Here is an 18,685-nt window from a genome sequence, read left to right on the forward strand (position 1 = left end):
CGTCAGGCGGCGCCGAACGCGGAGAACGCCCACCCCGTCGCCTGGTGCACCGCGTCGTCCGGCAGCGCGGCCCGCGCGTCGCGCAGCGCCTCGGCCAGGGACAGCCCGGCGTCCAGGCCCTTGTGCAGCGCGAGCATCAGCGGCACCACCGCGGCGTCGTTGACCGGCGCGCAGCACGCCACCACCCCGGCGGTGCCCAGCGGCAGCAGCGCGGTGACCAGGCCGAGCAGCTCGTCCGCGCCGACCGAGGCGAACCGGGCGGTGTCGCAACAGGACAGGATGATCCGGTACGGGCTGCGGTCCAGCCGCTCGAAGTCGTGCACGATGAGCGGACCGTCCGCCATCCGCAGCGACGAGAACAGGGGGCTGTCCGCACGGAAGGTGCCGTGCGCGGCGATGTGCGCCGACGCCGCCCCGTCCAGCTCCCGCAGCACCCGCGGCACCCGCGCCTCGTCGCCCTCCAGCACGGTCGGCCGGCCCACCCGCACCGGCTCCCGCGGCACACCGCCCCCGGCGCCCCGGCCGTCACCCGCGCCGGCGTCCCGCGCGCCGTAGCGGTCGGCCAGTTCCGGGACCTCGGCACCGTCGCTCGCCAGTCCCGGCCCGCGCACCAGGACCTGACGGCCCCCGGGCGGGGGCGCCGTCTCCCGGGCGCGCAGCCAGCTGCTCGCCGACGGGGAGACGCTCAGGACCCGTTCGCGCAGCACGGGCAGCAGGGCCCACGGCACGCGGTGCAGGCGGCCCGGCGGCACCACCACGACCGGACCGGAGCCGAGATGCGCCGCGGCGGGGCCGAGCAGCAGCTCCTGGAGGCGCGCGCCCGCCGCCTCCACCAGCGGCAGCCGGGCCTCCGCCCCGGGGTGGGCGAGCCTCCGCAGACCTGCCTGTACGTGCTCGGCCTCCGCCTCCGCCTCCGCCAGCAGCCCGGCCTCGAACCGCCGCACCCGCCCCTGCCCGCACAGCAGCACGTGCACCCGCCCGTCGAGCACGGCCAGCTCGACCAGGCGTACGTCGTCACCGAGCCGGTCCAGCAGCCGCCCGACGTCGAAGCGGTCACCGTCGCCCGGGGCCTCGCCCCGCATGTGCAGGGTGCGGGAGCGGATCTCCCGCTCCAGGCGGCGCTGTTCGCGCTCCAGGGCGGGGACGGGCCGGCCGCCGCCCGTGCGGGCGTCGTCCGCGCGGGCGGCCAGCTCCCGGAAGGCCGTCATCGTGCTCAGCAGCACCGGATCGGCCGGCGGCCGGGTGGGCGGCGCCGTCAGCACCGTCGCCCGCCAGCGTTCGCTCCACACCAGCAGCCGCCGCGGCCCGCCCGAGACCAGACTCGCCCGCTGCGCCAGTGCGGCCAGCTCCGCGCCCTGCGCGGTGGCCCGGGCCCGCAGCTCCGAGGCGCCCAGTGTCATGCGGTGGTCGTCGAGGACGTCGAGGCCGCGACGGCACGCTTCGAGCACCCCCCGCGCCGAACCCGCCGCGCGCGCCCGCAGCGCCTGCGCCGCCCACCCCGTCATCCGCGCGAGCGGCGGCCCGCCGTGCCGGCTGCGCGCGGCGACCGTCAGATGCCGCTCCGCGTCCGCCGTCCAGCCCAGGTCCAGCGCGATCCGGCCCGCGAGCAGGGACGCCTCCGGGGCGGCCGGCGCACCGAAGGCGGCCAGCCGCTCCGCCACCGCCGCCGCGTCCGCGACCAGCCGGCCCGACCCCTGCCCCGTGGCGACCCGGGCCTCGATCAGCACCAGCCGGGCGTGCGTCTCGTACCAGGTGCGCCGCTGCCCGGCGAAGAGCCGCACCGCGACGGCCGCGCGCGCCAGCGCGGTCTGCGCCTCACCCGCCAGCCGGGCCGCCCGGGCGGCGACCAGCAGCAGCTCCGCCTTGCGGGTGGACTGCCCGCCGATACCGTCCAGCGCCGCGATCGCCCCGTCCGCCTCGGCCAGCGCCTCCGTGGCCAGCCCCGCCGCCATGAGGACCTCGCAGCGCCGGATGGTGAGCATGAACGTCGGCGTGCCCAGCTTGGCGTACCGCTCCTCGGCCTCGTCGAGCAGCCGCAGCGCCGTCGGCACGTCACCCGAGCGGAACGCCGCGAGACCGCGGCTCTCCACCGCGTCGGCCTTGTCGTGCTCCTGGCCGGTGGTGTCCCACAGCGCCTCCGCCTCGGTGAAGTCGGCGTCCGCCCGCTCCACCGCGCCGAGCGCCAGGTGCACCGTGGCCCGCAGCGTGAGGGCCCGCGCCGTCCAGATCACGTCGTCCGCCTGCCGCAGCACCGGGATCGCCCGCCGTACGTCCTCCAGCGCCTCCCGGTGCCGTCCCAGCACCCACCACACGTACGCCCGCCGGTACAGCACCCGTGCCCGGGTGTGCCCGCTGCCGCGTGCCACGCCCCGCTCGAACGCCGCCAGGCCCTCGCGGGTGCGGCCGGAGTGGACCAGCGCCACCCCGAGCGTGGCCAGCACGTCCGCCTCCCGCTCGGCCGAGTCCGCCCGGGCCGCCAGGTCGCGGGCGCGCCGCAGATGGGCCAGGGCCTGCCGGGTGTCCCCGAAGTCGCGCTGCCAGATGCCGATCACCTGATGGGCGACCGAGGCGTGCAGCGGCGCGGGATCGCCCCCGAGCAGTTCCTCCGCCCGCGTCAGCGCTTCGTTGGGGGCGGCGAACACCATCGGCAGCAGTTGGAGAACCGACTCGTTTCCCGCTGTCACTCCACGGATGGTAGTGCTCCGGAACCACGCCCCACAGGTGGGTGTCTGTATCAATCAGCCGCCCCGCGACTCTGATTGACGACCCGGCGACGACCCAGCGACGACCGCAGCCACGGTCGCGGCCCCGACCGTCACCACCGCCGCCTACGTGGAGGACATGCCATGGCACCACAGCGATTCCGCGAGCAGTTCGACCAGATCCAGCGCTCGATGCCGGACGTCCCGCTGGTGATGGGGCCGGACGACTCCGCCGAGTTCTTCTACGAGAAGGGCGTCGTCCTCGCCCGCGACGGCGAGGAGGCACGCCTCGTCGAGGACACCGTGCGCGACCACTTCACCACCTTCGCCGGTCTCACCCCGGACCAGGTGCGCCGGACGAGCCCCGAGACCAACCGCACCGGCATCACCCGCATCCGGGTCGCCGACCCGGGCGAGGGCGACCGGAGCGGCGACGTCGCCGTGGCCAACGCCCTGCGCTCCCTGCGGACGGTGGAGGGGCGGGCCGGCCGCCGGCTGATCAGCCGCAACCACGTCGTCTCCATCGCGGTCAACGCCTGCCCCGGGGACGAGCCCATCCCCGTCCCGATCAGCGAGCCGCCCAACCCGGCCGCCGCCGAGACCCCCTACGACGAGGGGACCGCCGTCGGCGTCCTCGTCATCGACACGGGCCTCATGGGCGACTACCGGTCCTACCCGCTGCTCGCGCACACCGACGGCGACGCCCAGCTCAGGGAGTGCGACGACGACGGCGTCCTCCAGCAGTACGTCGGTCACGGCACCTTCATCGCCGGGCTCGTCGCGGCCGTCGCGCCCAACACCGACGTGACCGTCAGCAACACGCTCAACGACGCCGGCGCCATCCTGGAGTCCGACCTGGGCGAGAAGCTCTTCGAGGCCGTCGACCACGGCGGCTGGCCCGAGATCCTCAGCCTCTCCGCCGGCACCTCCAACGGCCGCACCGACGGGCTGCTCGGCGTGCACGCCTTCATGGAGGAACTGCGCGAGCAGCGCACCCTGCTGGTCGCCGCCGCCGGCAACAACGCCAGCGCCACCCCGTTCTGGCCCGCGGCCTACGCCGACCTGCCGGGCTGGGAGTCGTCCGTGCTGTCGGTCGGCGCGCTGCGCGCCGACGGCGAGTTCGGCGCCTGCTTCAGCAACCACGGCGGCTGGGTGAAGGTCTACGCCCCCGGCGAGCGGCTCACCAGCGCCCTCACCGGCTTCGGCACGCCCGTGCCGTACGTCTACCAGCACTCCACCTACGACGCCTGCCGGTACGGCTTCGCCTACGCCTGCACCTGCCAGTACCCCAAGCACAACGGCGTGCTGAGCGAGCCCGGCGAGGCCCCCGTCAAACCGGACCAGGTGATGTTCGAGGGGCACGCCCAGTGGAGCGGCACCTCCTTCGCCACCCCCGTGGTCGCGGGCCTGATCGCCTCCCACATGACGGCGCACAAGGAGCGGGACCCGCGGGCGGCCCGGGGGCAACTGCTCGCGGCCAACTCCGAGTACGCGGAGGTGCGCGGGGCGCACGTGCCGGCGCTGCTGCCGCCCACCTGGCACCCGGTCACCGTCGAGGCACCGGCCGGCGGGGTGTGAGCGGCCCCGTGCCGGGCGGAACCACCTGCTCCGCGGCGTACGATGACGTGTCGTACACGAGGGGTGGGACCGTGGACCGTGCAGATGTCGGGGTGCTCGTCCAGTTGGCCGCCGACGGGGACGCGGCGGCATGGAAGTCGCTGGTGGACGGGCTGGGCCCGCTGGTGTGGTCCGTCGTGCGGGCCCACGGGCTGTCCGACGCCGACGCGCACGAGGTGTACCAGACCGCCTGGTTCCGCTTCGCCCAGCACCTGGGGCGCATCCGCGAACCGGAGAAGACGGGTTCCTGGCTGGCGAGCACGGCACGGCACGAGTGCCTGAAGCTGATCAGGGCGTCGAAGCGGTGGACACCGACCGACGATCCGCAGCTGCTGGACCGGCCCAGCGAGGAACGCACGCCGGAGGAGTCGGTGCTCGACTCCGAGGAGGCCGCCGCGCAGACCGAGCGCGTGCGGCGACTGTGGCAGGAGTTCGAGGAACTGGGCGAGCGGTGCCGCCAGTTGCTCCGGGTGCTGATCTCCTCGCCACCACCCAGTTATCAGGAGGTGTCCGCCGCGCTGGGGATCGCGGTGGGCAGCATCGGGCCGATGCGCCAGCGCTGTCTGCGCAGGCTGCGGGCCCGACTCGAGGCACGGGGGACATCATGAGCGACATGCACGACGACGGTTTCGGCGACGGGCCCCTCGAAGGGCTCGGTGGGGGGTCCGGCGACGGCGCCTTCCCGGACGGCGAGTGGGACGCCGGCCTGCTGGAGGAGGAACTGCGGCAGGCGGCCGCGATCCTCGACCCGGTCCCGACGGAGCTGCGGCGGATCGCCGTCGACGCCTTCGCCCTGCACGACCTGGACGCCCGCGTGGCCGAGCTGACCTTCGACTCGCTGGTCGACGCCATCCCGGTCAGGGGGGCGAGCGACCCGCCCCGCATGCTGACCTTCAGCGTGGACGAGGTGACCGTCGACGTCGAGGTGACGGCGGAGGGGCTGATCGGACAGGTGCTGCCGCCGGGCCCGGCCCGGATCGAGGTGCTCAGCGGTCCCCGGTCCCACGCGCGACTGACCGCCGACGCCATGGGCCGCTTCACCGGCGAGGCCCCGCCCAGCGGCCCGTTCGCGCTGCGGCTGGCCACCGGTCGCGAGGTGGTCGTGACGCAGTGGCTGCGCGCCTGACCCACCGGCCGGGCGGGTGACCGGACCGGGTCAGTCAGACACCGCGTCGACGAGCGCCGCCAGCGACGCGGCGAGGCGGGACAGTCCGGGCCCGGCCGGGCCACCCGGTTCGCTCATGTAGGTGTCCCGGCGGATCTCCACCATCAGCGCGCCGACCTCGCGCCGCTTCCCGTGGAACTCCAGCGGCACGTACGTCCCGCTGAACGGGCTGTCCAGGCCGGTCTCCCCGCACGGGGCGAACGCCTCACGGGCCGCGGCGAGCAGCTCGGGCGAGGTGTGGAAACGGTCGGTGCCCAGGCAGACCGGCGGGCGCGGGCCGCGACCGTGCAACTCGTAGGGGAGGGGCGCGGTGGGGTAGGAGTGCACGTCGACGATGACGGCCCGTCCGGTGGCGGCGAGCCGCTGGGCGACCGCGTCGGTCATCGCGCGTGCGTAGGGGCGGAAGAACCGCTCGATCAGCGGCGCCGGGTCGGTGTCCGCGGCCCGCAGGACCTCGCGGTGCGTGGTCCGGGTGTACACGGCGCCCATCCCGACGGCCGTCATCTCCTCCCGCTCGTCCGGGAACCGCTCCGGATCGACGACCAGTCGCGACGCCAGGTTCACGAACCGCCAGGGCGTGACCCCGGCCAGCGCGGCCGCCGCCTCGGCGATCCGCGCGGTGTGCGCGTCGGTGATGTGGTCCAGCTCCCGTTCCAGCGCCGGGTCGTCCAGGACGATGCCGGGGCGGACGTCGGCCGGGATCTCCCGCGCGGAGTGCGGCACGTGGAGGATCACGGGGGACGCCGCGGCGCCGGGCAGCAGCGCGAAGGCGGGCGGGGCGTCGGTCATGGGGCCGCTCCGTGAGGTCGTGGGGCGCCGGTCGACCCGGCGGGGTGGACACAGCGGGGCCGACCCGGCGGTGTGGGCAGGGCGGGGTGGACACAGACGGGCACCCCGTCTCCGCCGCGCGGAGACGGGGTGCCCGCCGGGACGTGCGTCCGGCCGCGAGGATCAGGCGAGGGACGCCAGCGCCTCGTTCCAGGTGGCCGACGGGCGCATGACCTCGGCGGCCTTCGCCGGGTCGGGCTGGTAGTAGCCGCCGATCTCGGCCGGCTCGCCCTGGACGGCGTTCAGCTCCTCGACGATCTTCTGCTCGTCGGCGGCGAGCGTCTCGGCGAACGGGGCGAAGGCCTTGGCCAGGTCCGCGTCGTCGCTCTGCGCGGCCAGCTCCTGCGCCCAGTACAGGGACAGGAAGAAGTGGCTGCCGCGGTTGTCGATGCCGCCGACGCGCCGGGTCGGGGACTTGTCCTCGTTGAGGAAGGTCGCCGTGGCGCGGTCGAGGGCGTCGGCGAGGACCTTGGCGCGGGTGTTGCCGGTGACCTCGGCGTACTGCTCCAGGGACGGCACCAGGGCGAAGAACTCGCCGAGGGAGTCCCAGCGCAGGTAGTTCTCCTTCACGAGCTGCTGCACGTGCTTGGGCGCGGAGCCGCCGGCGCCGGTCTCGAAGAGGCCGCCGCCCGCCATCAGCGGGACGACCGACAGCATCTTGGCGCTGGTGCCCAGCTCCAGGATGGGGAAGAGGTCGGTCAGGTAGTCGCGCAGCACGTTGCCGGTGACGGAGATGGTGTTCTCACCGCGGCGGATGCGCTCCACCGACAGCTTGGTCGCCTCCACCGGGGACAGGATCTTGATGTCCAGGCCCTCGGTGTCGTGCTCCGGCAGGTACGCCTTCACCTTGGCGATCAGGTTGGCGTCGTGGGCGCGGCCCTCGTCCAGCCAGAAGACGGCCGGGTCGCCGGTGGCGCGGGCGCGGGTGACGGCCAGCTTCACCCAGTCGCGGATCGGCGCGTCCTTGGTCTGGCAGGCGCGGAAGATGTCGCCGGCGGAGACCGTCTGCTCCAGGACGGCGTTGCCGTCGGCGTCGACCAGGCGGACTGTGCCGGTGGTCGGGATCTCGAAGGTCTTGTCGTGGCTGCCGTACTCCTCGGCCTTCTGCGCCATGAGGCCGACGTTCGGCACCGAGCCCATGGTGGAGGGGTCGTAGGCGCCGTTGGCGCGGCAGTCCTCGATGACGGCCTGGTAGACACCGGCGTAGGAGGAGTCCGGGATGACGGCGAGCGCGTCGTGCTCCTGGCCGTCCGCGCCCCACATGTGGCCGGAGGTGCGGATCATGGCCGGCATGGAGGCGTCGATGATGACGTCCGAGGGCACGTGCAGGTTGGTGATGCCCTTGTCGGAGTCGACCATGGCCAGCTCCGGGCCCTCGGCCAGCTCGGCGTCGAAGGAGGCCTTGATCTCGGCGCCCTCGGGCAGGGACTCCAGGCCCTTGTAGATGCCGCCCAGACCGTCGTTCGGGGTGAGGCCGGCCTTGGCGAGCGCCTCGCCGTACTGCGCGAAGGTCTTCGGGAAGAAGGCGCGGACCACGTGGCCGAAGATGATCGGGTCGGAGACCTTCATCATGGTGGCCTTCAGGTGCACCGAGTACAGGATGCCCTCGGCCTTGGCGCGGGCGACCTGCGCCGTGAGGAACTCGCGCAGCGCGGCGACGCGCAGCACGGAGGCGTCCACGACCTCGTCCTTCTTCACCGGTACCGACTCGCGCAGCACCGTGGTGGTGCCGTCGTCGCCGACCAGCTCGATCCGCAGCGCGCCGTCCTCGGCGATCACCACGGACTTCTCGGTGGAGCGGAAGTCGTTCTCGCCCATGGTCGCGACGTTCGTCTTCGACTCGCCGGTCCAGGCGCCCATGCGGTGCGGGTGGTTCTTGGCGTAGTTCTTCACCGAGGCCGGGGCGCGGCGGTCGGAGTTGCCCTCGCGCAGGACCGGGTTGACCGCGGAGCCCTTGACCTTGTCGTAGCGGGCGCGGATGTCGCGCTCCTCGTCGGTCTTCGGGTCGTCCGGGTAGGCCGGCAGCGCGTAGCCCTGGTCCTGCAGCTCGGCGATCGCGGCCTTGAGCTGCGGGATGGACGCCGAGATGTTCGGCAGCTTGATGATGTTGGCCGCGGGGGTCTTGGCCAGTTCGCCGAGCTCCGCGAGGGCGTCCGGGATGCGCTGGTCCTCGGTCAGGTACTCCGGGAACAGGGCGATGATCCGGCCGGCCAGCGAGATGTCGCGGGTCTCGACGGGGACACCCGCCTGCGAGGCGTACGCCCGGATCACCGGCAGGAACGAATACGTCGCCAGGGCCGGGGCCTCGTCAGTGTGCGTATAGATGATGGTCGAGTCAGTCACCGGGTGCTCCGCTCCACGTCTGCAACATTGCTCGACATCAAGATATCTCGTGACCGACCTCGGCTCGACAGGGGTCGCACGGTGATTCCGGACAACCGGCCGCGCGGACCCCTGTCGGACAAGGGGACGAAAGGGTACGGGATCAGGCGAAAGGAACGGCGTCCCCGCCCGTCCGTTGCTGCGGGAAGACCACCGTGCCCTGCTGGAGCGCCACCGTCCGGGCGGGCGCCGGAATACGGATGCCCTCCTCGCGGTAGCGCCGGTGCAGGCGCTTGATGAACTCGTGCTTGATCCGGTACTGGTCGCTGAACTCGCCGACGCCCAGGATCACGGTGAACCCGATCCGCGAGTCGCCGAAGGTGTGGAACCGCACCGCCGGCTCGTGCTCCGGCACGGCTCCGGCGATCTCGGTCATCACCTCGGAGACCACCTCGGTCGTCACCCGCTCCACGTGCTCCAGGTCACTGTCGTAGGAGACGCCGGCCTGGACCATGATGGTCAGCTGCTGTTCGGGCCGCATGAAGTTGGTCATGTTCGACTGGGCGAGCTTGCCGTTCGGGATCACGACCAGGTTGTTGGACAGGTCGCGGACCGTGGTCTGTCGCCAGTTGATGTCCTCGACGTAGCCGTCCTCCCCGCTGCTGAGCTGGATGTAGTCACCCGGCTGCACGGTCTTCGAGGCCAGGATGTGGATGCCGGCGAAGAGGTTGGCCAGGGTGTCCTGAAGGGCCAGCGCGACCGCCAGACCGCCCACGCCCAGGGCGGTGAGCAGCGGCGCTATGGAGATGCCCAGGGTCTGCAGCATCACCAGGAAGCCGATGGCGAGCACCAGGATGCGGGTGATGTTCACGAAGATCGTGGCCGAGCCGGCGACCCCGGAGCGGGACGAGGTCACCGTCCGCACCAGGCCGGCGATCACCCGGGCGGCCGTCACCGTCGCCACGAAGATCAACAGGACCGTCAGGACCTGGTTGGTGCCGTGCTGCACCGCGCGCTTCAGCGGCAGCGCCGCCGCCGCACCCGCCACGCCGGCCGAGACGGCCGCCCACGGCACCACCGTCCGCAGGGCGGCCACGATGACGTCGTCCCCGCCCCACCGCGTGCGGTCGGCGTGACCGGCCAGCCAGCGCAGCGCCATGCGCAGCAGGAACGCCCCCGCCAGGCCGGCGGCCAGCGCTATCGCGGCGGGCACCAGGTGGTCCACGGTCAGGTCGTCCGTCACCGGTCGCCTCCAGGGGATACGGCGCGGGCGAAGGCCCCCGCCGACAGCCGGATGTGAAGTTGCGTCACGTCGTCACCTGCTCGATTCCGGGGTGTGCGATCACACCGGTCCGCAAGACAGTTCGACCGGCGCGAGCGTTCATCCTGCCGTATCCGAGGCGGTGGTCCGCACCGCTCGGAGGAGCGGGCGACCGTACCCCCCCGTCCGCCGCCCACTGCGTTCCCGCGCCACCGCCCTAGATCACCCGCATCCGCACCAGCGCGGCCAGTGTCAGGGCCCCCGGCAGCAGCGGAAGCCAGACCGTGAGGAGCCGGAAGGCGAGCACCACCGCCGTGGCGACCGCCGCCGGACCGCCCGCCGCGACCAGCGCCACCACCAGCGCCGCCTCGACGGAACCGATACCGCCGGGCGTCGGCACCAGCGCGACCGCGACGGTCGCCGCCAGATAGGCGACCGCCATGTGCGCGACCGGCACCGGCAGCGCCAGCGCCCGCCCCACCAGGACCAGCACCGCCGCCTGGAGCGCCGGGAAGGCCAGCGCGCCGCCCCACAGGGCCAGCGCCCGCGCCGGGCGGGCGTGCACCGAGCGCGCCTCGCCGAGCGCCGTCCGCAGGAAGGACTCCACCGCCCCGCGCACCCGGGGCACCAGCACCAGTACGCCCGCCGCCACGGCCGGCACGGCGCCGGCGACGATCAGCAGCGGTTGCACGGCCCCCTCGGGCAGCAGGGTGCCCAGCCGCAGCGCGTCGGGGAAGGCGATCAGCAGGACGCCCAGCAGGGCCACCCGGCCGACGCTCTCCGCCAGCAGGTACAGGGCGAGGGCCGCCGAGGAACGGGCGAGCGACAGCCCGCACACCGACATGAACCGCAGGTTGACCGCGCTCGCACCCAGTCCCGTCGGCAGCAGGTGGTTCGCCGCGCCCGCGGCGAACTGCGTGGCGACCAGGCGCCGGCGCGGCAGCCGTTCCACCACGGCGCCCTGCCGGGTGCAGGCCGCGGCGACCCAGGTCAGACAGGTCGCGCAGGCGGCGGCCAGCAGCCAGGGATAGCGGGCGGTGGTGAGATGGCCGAAGCCCTCGGAGAGAACCGGCAGGTGCCGCACCGCGACCACGGCCACCAGCAGCAGGGGGAGCACACAGAAGATCCGCCGGGCCAGGCGGATGCGGCCCTCCCGGCGCACGGCGGCCGGGACGGGGGCGGGGAGGAGGCCGGGGACGGGCTTCTCGGGGAGCTGTACCGCTGTCACACCACGAGACATTCCCCCAGCCGCGCCAACTACGGATGGCCGACGCGCGGACGAGGGCTTACGGACCGCGGGCGACGCGTTCGCCCCCGCGCCCTTGACCTCAAGGAAGATTGAGGTCCTACGGTCCCCCCTATGAGCATGGAGACCACAGCCTGGACCCAGATGTACAGCGTCATGAACGCCGAGCAGGAACGCCGGCCCCTCGCCCGCGCCACGCTGCGCCGCATCATCGCCTTCGCCCGCCCGCACCGCCGCCGCATCGCCCGGTTCGTCCTGCTCGGGGTGGCCACCGCGCTGCTGGCCGTCGCCACCCCCGTCCTCGCCGGACGGGTGGTCAACGCGATCGTGGCCGGCGACGACGAGGGCACGGTCGTGCGCCTGGCCCTGCTGATCGCGCTCATCGCGGTCGCGGAGGCGGCCCTCGGCATCCTCTCCCGCAGGCTGTCGGCGGTGCTCGGGGAGGGACTCATCCTCGATCTGCGCACGGCTGTGTTCGATCATGTGCAGCGCATGCCCGTCGCGTTCTTCACACGTACTCGTACGGGCGCCCTGGTCTCCCGTCTCAACAACGACGTCATCGGCGCCCAGCGCGCCTTCAGCAACACCCTCTCCGGCGTGGTCAGCAACCTCGTCACCCTGCTGCTCACGCTGGCCGTCATGCTCACCCTGTCCTGGCAGATCACCCTGCTCGCGCTGGTGCTGCTCCCGGTGTTCGTGCTCCCCGCCCGGCACATGGGCCGCCGCATGGCCCGCATGCAACGCGAGGCCGCCACCCTGAACGCGGCCATGGGCACCCGCATGACCGAGCGCTTCTCCGCCCCCGGCGCCACCCTGATCAAGCTCTTCGGCCGTCCGGAGGACGAGTCGGCCGAGTTCGCCGAACGCGCCCGCCGCGTCGCGGACATCGGCGTACGCACCGCCACCGCCCAGGCGGCGTTCATCACCGCGCTCACCCTGGTCTCCGCGCTCGCCCTGGCCCTCGTCTACGGACTCGGCGGTTTCCTCGCCCTGCGCGGCACCCTGGACGCGGGCGCCGTCGTGGCGCTGGCGCTGCTCCTGACCCGCCTGTACGCGCCGCTCACCGCGCTCGCCGGCGCCCGCGTCGAGGTGATGAGCGCCCTCGTCAGCTTCGAGCGGGTCTTCGAGGTGCTGGACCTGACCCCGCTCATCGACGAGAAGCCCGACGCCCGCCCGGTCCCCGAGGGCCCGGTCGCCGTCGAGTTCGACGACGTCCGCTTCGGCTACCCGTCCGCCGACAAGGTCTCCCTGGCCTCGCTCGAAGAGGTCGCCTCCCTGGACACCCGCGGCGGCGCCGAGGTCCTGCACGGCCTCTCCTTCCGCGCCGAGCCCGGCCGGACCATCGCGCTCGTCGGCTCCTCCGGCGCGGGCAAGTCGACCATCGCCCAGCTGCTGCCGCGCCTGTACGACACCGACGGCGGCACCGTGCGCGTCGGCGGCGTCGACGTCCGCGACCTGAGCGCCCGGTCCCTGCGCGACACCGTGGGCATGGTCACCCAGGACGGCCACCTCTTCCACGACACGGTCCGCGCCAACCTGCTGCTGGCCCGGCCCGGGGCGACCGACACCGAGCTGTGGGACGCGCTGGGCCGCGCCCGCCTGGTCGATCTCGTACGGTCCCTGCCCGACGGCCTCGACACCGTGGTCGGCGAGCGCGGCTACCGCCTCTCCGGAGGCGAGCGCCAGCGCATGACGATCGCCCGGCTGCTCCTGGCCCGCCAGCGCGTCGTCATCCTCGACGAGGCCACCGCCCACCTCGACAACACCTCCGAGGCGGCCGTCCAGGAGGCACTGGCCGAAGCCCTCGCGGACCGGACCGCCGTGGTGATCGCCCACCGGCTGTCCACGATCCGGGCGGCCGACCAGATCCTGGTGGTCGAGGCGGGCCGCATCGTGGAACGCGGCACCCACGACGAACTCGTCGTCGCCGGCGGCCGCTACGCCCAGCTGCACCGCACCCAGTTCGGACGGGGGACGCCGGACGAGGACGAGGCGGAGCGGGCGGCCTGAGGGCCCGGACGCGCGAGGATGCGGGCCGGGGCGGTCAGGGGCCGGTCGCCCCGGCCCGCACCGGCAGGTCCTGCTCGGCCCAGACCACCTTCCCCTCGGGCGTGCGGCAGGAGCCCCAGCGCCGGCACAGCATGTTGATCAGCTGGAGGCCGCGCCCGCTCTCGTCGCTCACGTCCGCGTGCTGGATCTGCGGCAGGTCCGGCCCGGAGTCGGAGACCTCCACCGAGAGGCGCTCGTCGCGCAGCAGCCGCAGCTCACCGGGGGCGTTCCCGTACCGCAGGGCGTTGCCGACCAGTTCGCTGACCACCAGCTCCGTCGTGTCGACCAGGTCGTGCAGGCCCCACTTCGCCAACTGCTCCCGCACCGCGGTGCGGGCCTGCCCGGCGGCCTTGCCGTCCGGCGGCAGCGTCCGGACGTACACGGCGCCCTCGGGGCCGAGCGGTCGGGCGCCGGCGACCAGGACGATCGCGTCGTCGGACCGGTCGCCGCCGACCCGCTCGATGATCGACCGGCCCGCCGTGCCGTCCCCCGGGGCCCCGCCCCCGACCGCCTCGCGCAGCCGGTCCAGCCGCGTGTCGAGATCGGCGGCGCGCGACCTGATCAGACCGTCCGTGTACAGCGTCAGCCGGCCCCGCTCGGGCACGGGGCAGTCGACCGGGTCGTACGGGATCACCCCCGCGCCCAGCGGCGCCCCGACGGGTACGTCCAGGAACGAGGCGGTGCCGTCGGGCCCGGTCAGCAGCGGCGGCGGGTGACCGGCGCTGGCGATGCGGAACGTGCTGCCGTACGGGTCGTAGACCGCGCACAGACAGGTGGCGACCTGGTCCTCCTCCAGGTCGCGGGCGGCCAGGTCCAGCCGGGCCAGCAGCCGTTCGGGCGCGATGTCGAGCGCCATCAGCGTCCGGGCCACCGTCCGCAGTCTGCCCATCGTCGCGGCGGCGGCCAGGCCGCGGCCCATCACGTCGCCCACCATCAGCGCGGTCCGGCCGCTGGGCAGGGCGACGACGTCGAACCAGTCGCCGCCCACGGCGGCCGGATCACCGGCCGGGTCATAGCACGAGGACACGTCGAGTCCGGGTGTGCTCGGGCTGGACCGGGGGAGGAGGGCCCGCTGGAGCGTGACCACGTGCTCGTGCTCGCGCCCGTAGAGCCGGGCGTTGTCGATGTACAGGGCGGCCCGCGACGCCAGCTCCGTGACCAGGGCCACGTCGGCCTGGGTGAACGGTGTCCGGCTCCCGGCCCGGACGAAGTCGGCCAGGCCCAGCAGCACCCCCCGGGCGATCAGCGGCACCGCCAGGTACGAGTGCACGCCGGCGCGGCGCATCAGGTCGGCGGCCTTCCGGTTGGGCGCCACGGAGTCGAAGTCGGACGGCCGCATGCGCGCGACCAGGACGGGTTTGCGCGTGGTCAGGCACGTACGCACCAGCCGGTCGGCGGTGTACACGGACAGCTCACCGACCAGGTCCGGCGCGAGATCCAGCCCCGGGACCTCGGAGACCGCCATGGCCCGCAGCTCGGGCGTGCCGGTCGAGCCCTCGAAGCGGTCGACGTCCTGGAACCGGAGCACGGACTCCAGCAGGTCCACCGCGCAGCCGTCGGCCAGTTCCGGCACGGTGAAGCCGGCCAGTTCCTCGGCCGTCCGGCGCAGGTCCAGGGTGGTCCCGATGCGCATGCCGGCCTCGTTCAGCCAGGCCAGCCGGCGCCGGGCGCGCACCGCGTCGGTCACCGGGTGCAGCGCGGCCTTCAGCGCGCGTCGGCGGCCGTAGAGGGGCTCGGGTGGCCGACGGGCCCCGCGCAGCCAGGGTCGTTCCCGCACGCGTCGCCTCCTCCCAGGGCCTCCTCCCCCCGATTCTGCCCTGCTCGGGGACGACCGGCGACGGCGGCGACCGCCCGGTGGGCCCGCCCGTCCGGGAAGGCCCACCGGCAGCACCTCAGCCGCGCAGCCACACCGCGGTGTCCCGCGGCAGCCGCCCGTCCTCGTCGAGGGGTCCGCTGCCCAGCAGGAGCGCGTCGTGCGCGGGCAGCGCCACCGGGTCGGCGGACAGGTTGACGACACAGGTCAGGCCCGCCGTCCGCCGGAACGCGAGAACGCCGTGCGGCGCCGGCAGCCAGTGCAGCGGGCCGTCGCCGAACCCGTCGGTGGAGCGTCGCAGGAGCAGTGCCCGGCGGTAGAGGGACAGCATCGACTCCGGATCGGCTTCCTGGCGGTCGGCCGCGTACGCCGACCAGCCCTCCGGCTGCGGCAGCCACGGCTCCGTCTCCGAGCCGAAACCGCAGTACGGTGCGTCGGCCGACCACGGCAGCGGGACTCGGCAGCCGTCCCGGCCCGGATCGACGCCGCCGGAGCGGAAGTGCATGGGGTCCTGGATGCGGTCCAGCGGGACGTCCGCCTCGGGCAGACCGAGTTCCTCCCCCTGGTACACGTAGACGGACCCGGGCAGGGCCAGCGTCAGCAGCGCGGCGGCCCTGGCGCGCCGGGTGCCCAGGGACAGGTCGGTGGGCGTGCCGAAGGCCTTCCGCGCGAAGTCGAAACCGGTGTCCTCGCGGCCGTACCGGGTCACCGTGCGGGTGACGTCGTGGTTGCAGAGCACCCAGGTGGCGGGGGCGCCGACCGGCGCGTGCTCGGCCAGGGTGTCGTCGATGGTGCGGCGCAGCCGGTCCGCCTCCCAGGGGCAGGAGAGGAAGTTGAAGTTGAAGGCTGTGTGCAGTTCGTCGGGGCGCAGGTAGCGGGCGAAGCGCTCGGCGTCGGGCAGCCACACCTCGCCCACGAAGACCGCCCCGTACGCGTCGGCGACGGTCCGCCAGGAGCGGTAGATGTCGTGGAGTTCGTCCTGGTCGATGTACGGGTGCGGATCGACGCCCTCCTCGAAGTCCGCGAGCGCGGGGTCCTTCGCCAGCAGCGCGGCGGAGTCGATGCGCACCCCCGCCACCCCGCGCTCGAACCAGAAGCGCAGCACGTCCTCGTGCTCCCGGCGCACCTCGGGGTGGGCCCAGTTGAGGTCGGGCTGCTCCGGGGTGAACAGGTGCAGGTACCACTCGCCGTCCGGGACCCGGGTCCAGGTGCGGCCGGAGAACTGGGAGGGCCAGTCGTTGGGCGGCAGGTCGCCGCTCGGACCGCGGCCGGGCCGGAAGTGGAACCGCTCCCGCTCCGCGCTGCCGGGGCCGGCCTCCAGCGCCGCCCGGAACCAGGCGTGCTGGTCCGAGACGTGGTTGGGGACGATATCGACGATGGTGCGGATGCCCAGCTCCCGGGCCTCGGCGATCAGCTTCTCGGCCTCGCCGAGGGTGCCGAAGGCCGGGTCGATGGTGCGGTAGTCGGCGACGTCGTAGCCGCCGTCGACGAGCGGGGAGACGTACCAGGGGGTGAACCACACGGCGTCCACGCCGAGTTCGGCGAGGTAGGGCAGTCTCGCCCGGACGCCCGCGAGGTCACCGGTGCCGTCGCCGTCGCCGTCGGCGAAACTGCGGGGGTACACCTGGTAGATGACGGCGTCGCGCCACCAGTCGGCGGTGCGGGGCGGGTTGGGGGCTGCCACGTGACGGTCCTTTCGGGCAGGGTGGATCTTCGCCGCCGGCCCGGACGGGGCGGGGCGTCGGACGGGCCGGCGGCGAAGGCTGACGGGGACGTCCGGACGGGGTGGGGCCTCAGCCCTTGAGCCCGCCGGCGGTGAGTCCGCTCATGATGTTGCGCTGGAAGATCAGGAAGATGATCAGGGTCGGCAGCGAGGCCATGGTCAGCGCGGCGATCAGCACGTTGACGGGCACACCGTTGGACAGGGAGTAGATGCCGACGTTCAGCGTCTGCTTGGCGGGGTCGGGCAGCGTCAGCATGGGCCAGAGGAAGTCCTTCCAGACTCCCACGACCGCGAAGATGGACACCACGCCGAGGATCGGCCGCGAGATGGGCAGGACGATCGACCGGAGCGTACGCAGCGGCGAGGCGCCGTCCATGGACGCGGCGTCCAGCAGCTCCCTCGGGATCGAGTCGAAGAAGCGCTTCAGCAGGAAGATGTTGAAGGCGTTGGTCACCGAGGGCAGCCAGATCGCCCACGGGGTGTTCAGCAGGTTGCGCTCGAAGATCGGCACGTCGAGCACCGTGAGGTACTGCGGCACGACCAGCACCGTCGCCGGGATCATCAGCGTCGCCAGCATCATGCCGAGGATGGCCTTGCCGAGGACCGGGCGCAGCTTGGACAGCGAGTAGGCCGCCGCCACGTCGAACACCAGCTGGAAGGCGAGCGCGCCGAAGGCGTAGTACAGCGTGTTCCCGAGCAGGCCCGCCAGGTCCATGACGTTCCAGGCCTGCGTGTAGTTGTCGGACTCGAAGGACTCCGGGATCAGCGTCGGCGGGGTCCGGACCGCTTCCTGCGTGTCCTTGAAGCCGCTGGACACCATCCAGTACATCGGGCCGAGGAAGACCACGGTGAACACCGTGACGACCAGGCCGAAGGTGAGCCAGTACAGGCGCTTGCCGCGCGGCCGGGCGAGCGCGGCCGGCGAGATGAGGGTGCGTGTGGACATCGGTTCTTCCCCCGGCCTACTCGTCCTCGGCGCGGGTCAGCCTCACGTAGACCGCCGAGACACCGGCGAGGAGTACGAGAAGCAGCAGACCGAGGGCGGCCGCGGCGCCGTAGTTGTTGAAGTTGAAGGCGTACTGGTAGATGAGGTAGACGACGGTGGTGGTCGAGCCCTCGGGGCCTGCGCCGCCGGTGAGCAGGAAGGGTTCCACGAAGACCTGCATGGTGGCGATGACCTGCATGAGCAGCATCAGCGCGAGGATGAGCCGGGTCTGCGGGATCGTCACGTGCCAGATCTTGCGCAGCAGGCCGGCGCCGTCGAGTTCGGCCGCCTCGTACAGCTCGCCGGGGATGCCCTGGAGCGCGGCGAGGTAGATGAGGGCCGCGCCGCCCATGTTCATCCACGTCGAGGCGACGACGACGGAGAGCATGGACAGGTCCGGGTCCTGGAGCCACTGCTGCTCCGGCAGGCCGACGGAGCCGAGCAGCTCGTTGAGCAGGCCGTAGCCGGGGTCGTAGAGGTACTTGAAGAGCAGGACGGCGGCGACCGGCGGCAGCATCACGGGCAGGTAGACCAGCAGCCGCAGGTAGCCCTTGCCGTGCCGGAGTTCGTTGATGACCAGCGCGACGACGAAGGGCACCGCGAAGCCGAGGACGAGGGCCAGGACGGTGAAGAGCAGGGTGTTGCGCCAGGCCTGCCAGAAGGCCGGGTCGTCGAAGACCGTGCGCAGGTTGTCCAGGCCGACCCAGGAGACCTCGCCCTGGTCCGTCGTCTGGAAGGCGAGGAGGAACTCCCGGACCATCGGGTACCAGGAGAAGAAGGCGAAGCAGAGGACCGCGCCGATGAGGAAGCCGTGCGCGGTGAGGTTGCGCCGCAGGCTCCTGGCGAAGGACCCGGCGGGCGCGCGGTCCGGCGGCGGCTGGGGGTGGGGGGATACCGCCGCCTTGCTCGGGGTCAGGCTGGGGGCCGACATCGTCGCTCCTTGGGACTGATCTCATGGGCCCCGGGGGGCGGTG

General features: G+C 73.3%; 13 protein-coding genes. 4 read left to right on the forward strand and 9 right to left on the reverse strand.

Annotated features, from left to right (window positions below; translation table 11 throughout):
* Positions 1–2 precede the first annotated feature (2 nt).
* Positions 3–2,645 (reverse strand): CHAT domain-containing protein, encoded by a 2,643-nt coding sequence (locus tag AC07FV_RS06075; RefSeq protein ID WP_479085761.1) that lies wholly within the window; start codon positions 2,643–2,645, stop codon positions 3–5.
* 201 nt (positions 2,646–2,846) lie between these two features.
* Here AC07FV_RS06075 and AC07FV_RS06080 point away from each other — a divergent pair, with 201 nt between their 5' ends.
* The 3 genes from AC07FV_RS06080 to AC07FV_RS06090 all read left to right on the forward strand — a co-directional run bounded on the left by AC07FV_RS06080 (position 2,847) and on the right by AC07FV_RS06090 (position 5,445).
* A complete protein-coding gene (locus AC07FV_RS06080; protein WP_479084993.1) occupies positions 2,847–4,280 on the forward strand; it encodes a S8/S53 family peptidase in 1,434 nt (477 codons plus the stop codon).
* A gap of 71 nt (positions 4,281–4,351) precedes the next feature.
* Positions 4,352–4,927, forward strand: coding sequence for an RNA polymerase sigma factor (locus tag AC07FV_RS06085; protein ID WP_053140199.1), 576 nt, complete (start codon positions 4,352–4,354; stop codon positions 4,925–4,927).
* Positions 4,924–5,445: a hypothetical protein gene (locus AC07FV_RS06090; protein ID WP_479084995.1), complete on the forward strand. Its 522-nt coding sequence runs from the start codon at positions 4,924–4,926 to the stop codon at positions 5,443–5,445. The genes AC07FV_RS06085 and AC07FV_RS06090 overlap by 4 nt, the downstream gene beginning before the upstream one ends.
* 30 nt (positions 5,446–5,475) lie before the next feature.
* Here AC07FV_RS06090 and AC07FV_RS06095 read toward each other — a convergent pair whose 3' ends face one another.
* The 4 genes from AC07FV_RS06095 to AC07FV_RS06110 form a co-directional block, all read right to left on the reverse strand.
* Complete coding sequence (locus AC07FV_RS06095) at positions 5,476–6,273, reverse strand: N-formylglutamate amidohydrolase (RefSeq protein WP_479084996.1); 798 nt, start codon at positions 6,271–6,273, stop codon at positions 5,476–5,478.
* Between the two features lie 162 nt (positions 6,274–6,435).
* Entirely contained in the window at positions 6,436–8,655 is a 2,220-nt protein-coding gene (locus tag AC07FV_RS06100) for an NADP-dependent isocitrate dehydrogenase (protein ID WP_479084998.1), read from the reverse strand.
* 142 nt (positions 8,656–8,797) lie between these two features.
* Complete coding sequence (locus AC07FV_RS06105) at positions 8,798–9,877, reverse strand: mechanosensitive ion channel family protein (RefSeq protein WP_384699770.1); 1,080 nt, start codon at positions 9,875–9,877, stop codon at positions 8,798–8,800.
* 235 nt (positions 9,878–10,112) lie between these two features.
* A complete protein-coding gene (locus AC07FV_RS06110) occupies positions 10,113–11,012 on the reverse strand; it encodes a lysylphosphatidylglycerol synthase transmembrane domain-containing protein (protein ID WP_479085763.1) in 900 nt (299 codons plus the stop codon).
* Positions 11,013–11,261: 249 nt separating this feature from the next.
* Between AC07FV_RS06110 and AC07FV_RS06115 the strand changes: the two genes are divergently transcribed.
* Positions 11,262–13,151, forward strand: a complete 1,890-nt coding sequence (locus AC07FV_RS06115; protein WP_479085764.1) for an ABC transporter ATP-binding protein — start codon at positions 11,262–11,264, stop codon at positions 13,149–13,151.
* A gap of 34 nt (positions 13,152–13,185) precedes the next feature.
* Here AC07FV_RS06115 and AC07FV_RS06120 read toward each other — a convergent pair whose 3' ends face one another.
* The 4 genes from AC07FV_RS06120 to AC07FV_RS06135 form a co-directional block, all read right to left on the reverse strand.
* Entirely contained in the window at positions 13,186–14,967 is a 1,782-nt protein-coding gene (locus tag AC07FV_RS06120) for an ATP-binding SpoIIE family protein phosphatase (protein WP_479084999.1), read from the reverse strand.
* 115 nt (positions 14,968–15,082) lie between these two features.
* Positions 15,083–16,687, reverse strand: coding sequence for a glycoside hydrolase family 13 protein (locus AC07FV_RS06125; RefSeq protein WP_479085000.1), 1,605 nt, complete (start codon positions 16,685–16,687; stop codon positions 15,083–15,085).
* Positions 16,688–16,796: 109 nt separating this feature from the next.
* Positions 16,797–17,672, reverse strand: coding sequence for a carbohydrate ABC transporter permease (locus AC07FV_RS06130; RefSeq protein WP_479085002.1), 876 nt, complete (start codon positions 17,670–17,672; stop codon positions 16,797–16,799).
* A gap of 16 nt (positions 17,673–17,688) precedes the next feature.
* On the reverse strand, positions 17,689–18,642 hold the full coding sequence (locus AC07FV_RS06135) for a carbohydrate ABC transporter permease (RefSeq protein ID WP_479085003.1): 954 nt from the start codon (positions 18,640–18,642) through the stop codon (positions 17,689–17,691).
* Positions 18,643–18,685: the final 43 nt, after the last annotated feature.

The organism is Streptomyces sp. NPDC045956, from assembly GCF_056430705.1.

Bases quoted from the DNA above. Each gene is read 5' to 3' on its own strand.
- AC07FV_RS06075 (WP_479085761.1), bottom strand. From the start codon at position 2,645: ATGGTGTTCGCCGCCCCCAACGAAGCGCTGACGCGGGCGGAGGAACTG.
- AC07FV_RS06080 (WP_479084993.1), top strand. From the start codon at position 2,847: ATGGCACCACAGCGATTCCGCGAGCAGTTCGACCAGATCCAGCGCTCG.
- AC07FV_RS06090 (WP_479084995.1), top strand. From the start codon at position 4,924: ATGAGCGACATGCACGACGACGGTTTCGGCGACGGGCCCCTCGAAGGG.
- AC07FV_RS06095 (WP_479084996.1), bottom strand. From the start codon at position 6,273: ATGACCGACGCCCCGCCCGCCTTCGCGCTGCTGCCCGGCGCCGCGGCG.
- AC07FV_RS06115 (WP_479085764.1), top strand. From the start codon at position 11,262: ATGGAGACCACAGCCTGGACCCAGATGTACAGCGTCATGAACGCCGAG.
- AC07FV_RS06130 (WP_479085002.1), bottom strand. From the start codon at position 17,672: ATGTCCACACGCACCCTCATCTCGCCGGCCGCGCTCGCCCGGCCGCGC.
- AC07FV_RS06135 (WP_479085003.1), bottom strand. From the start codon at position 18,642: ATGTCGGCCCCCAGCCTGACCCCGAGCAAGGCGGCGGTATCCCCCCAC.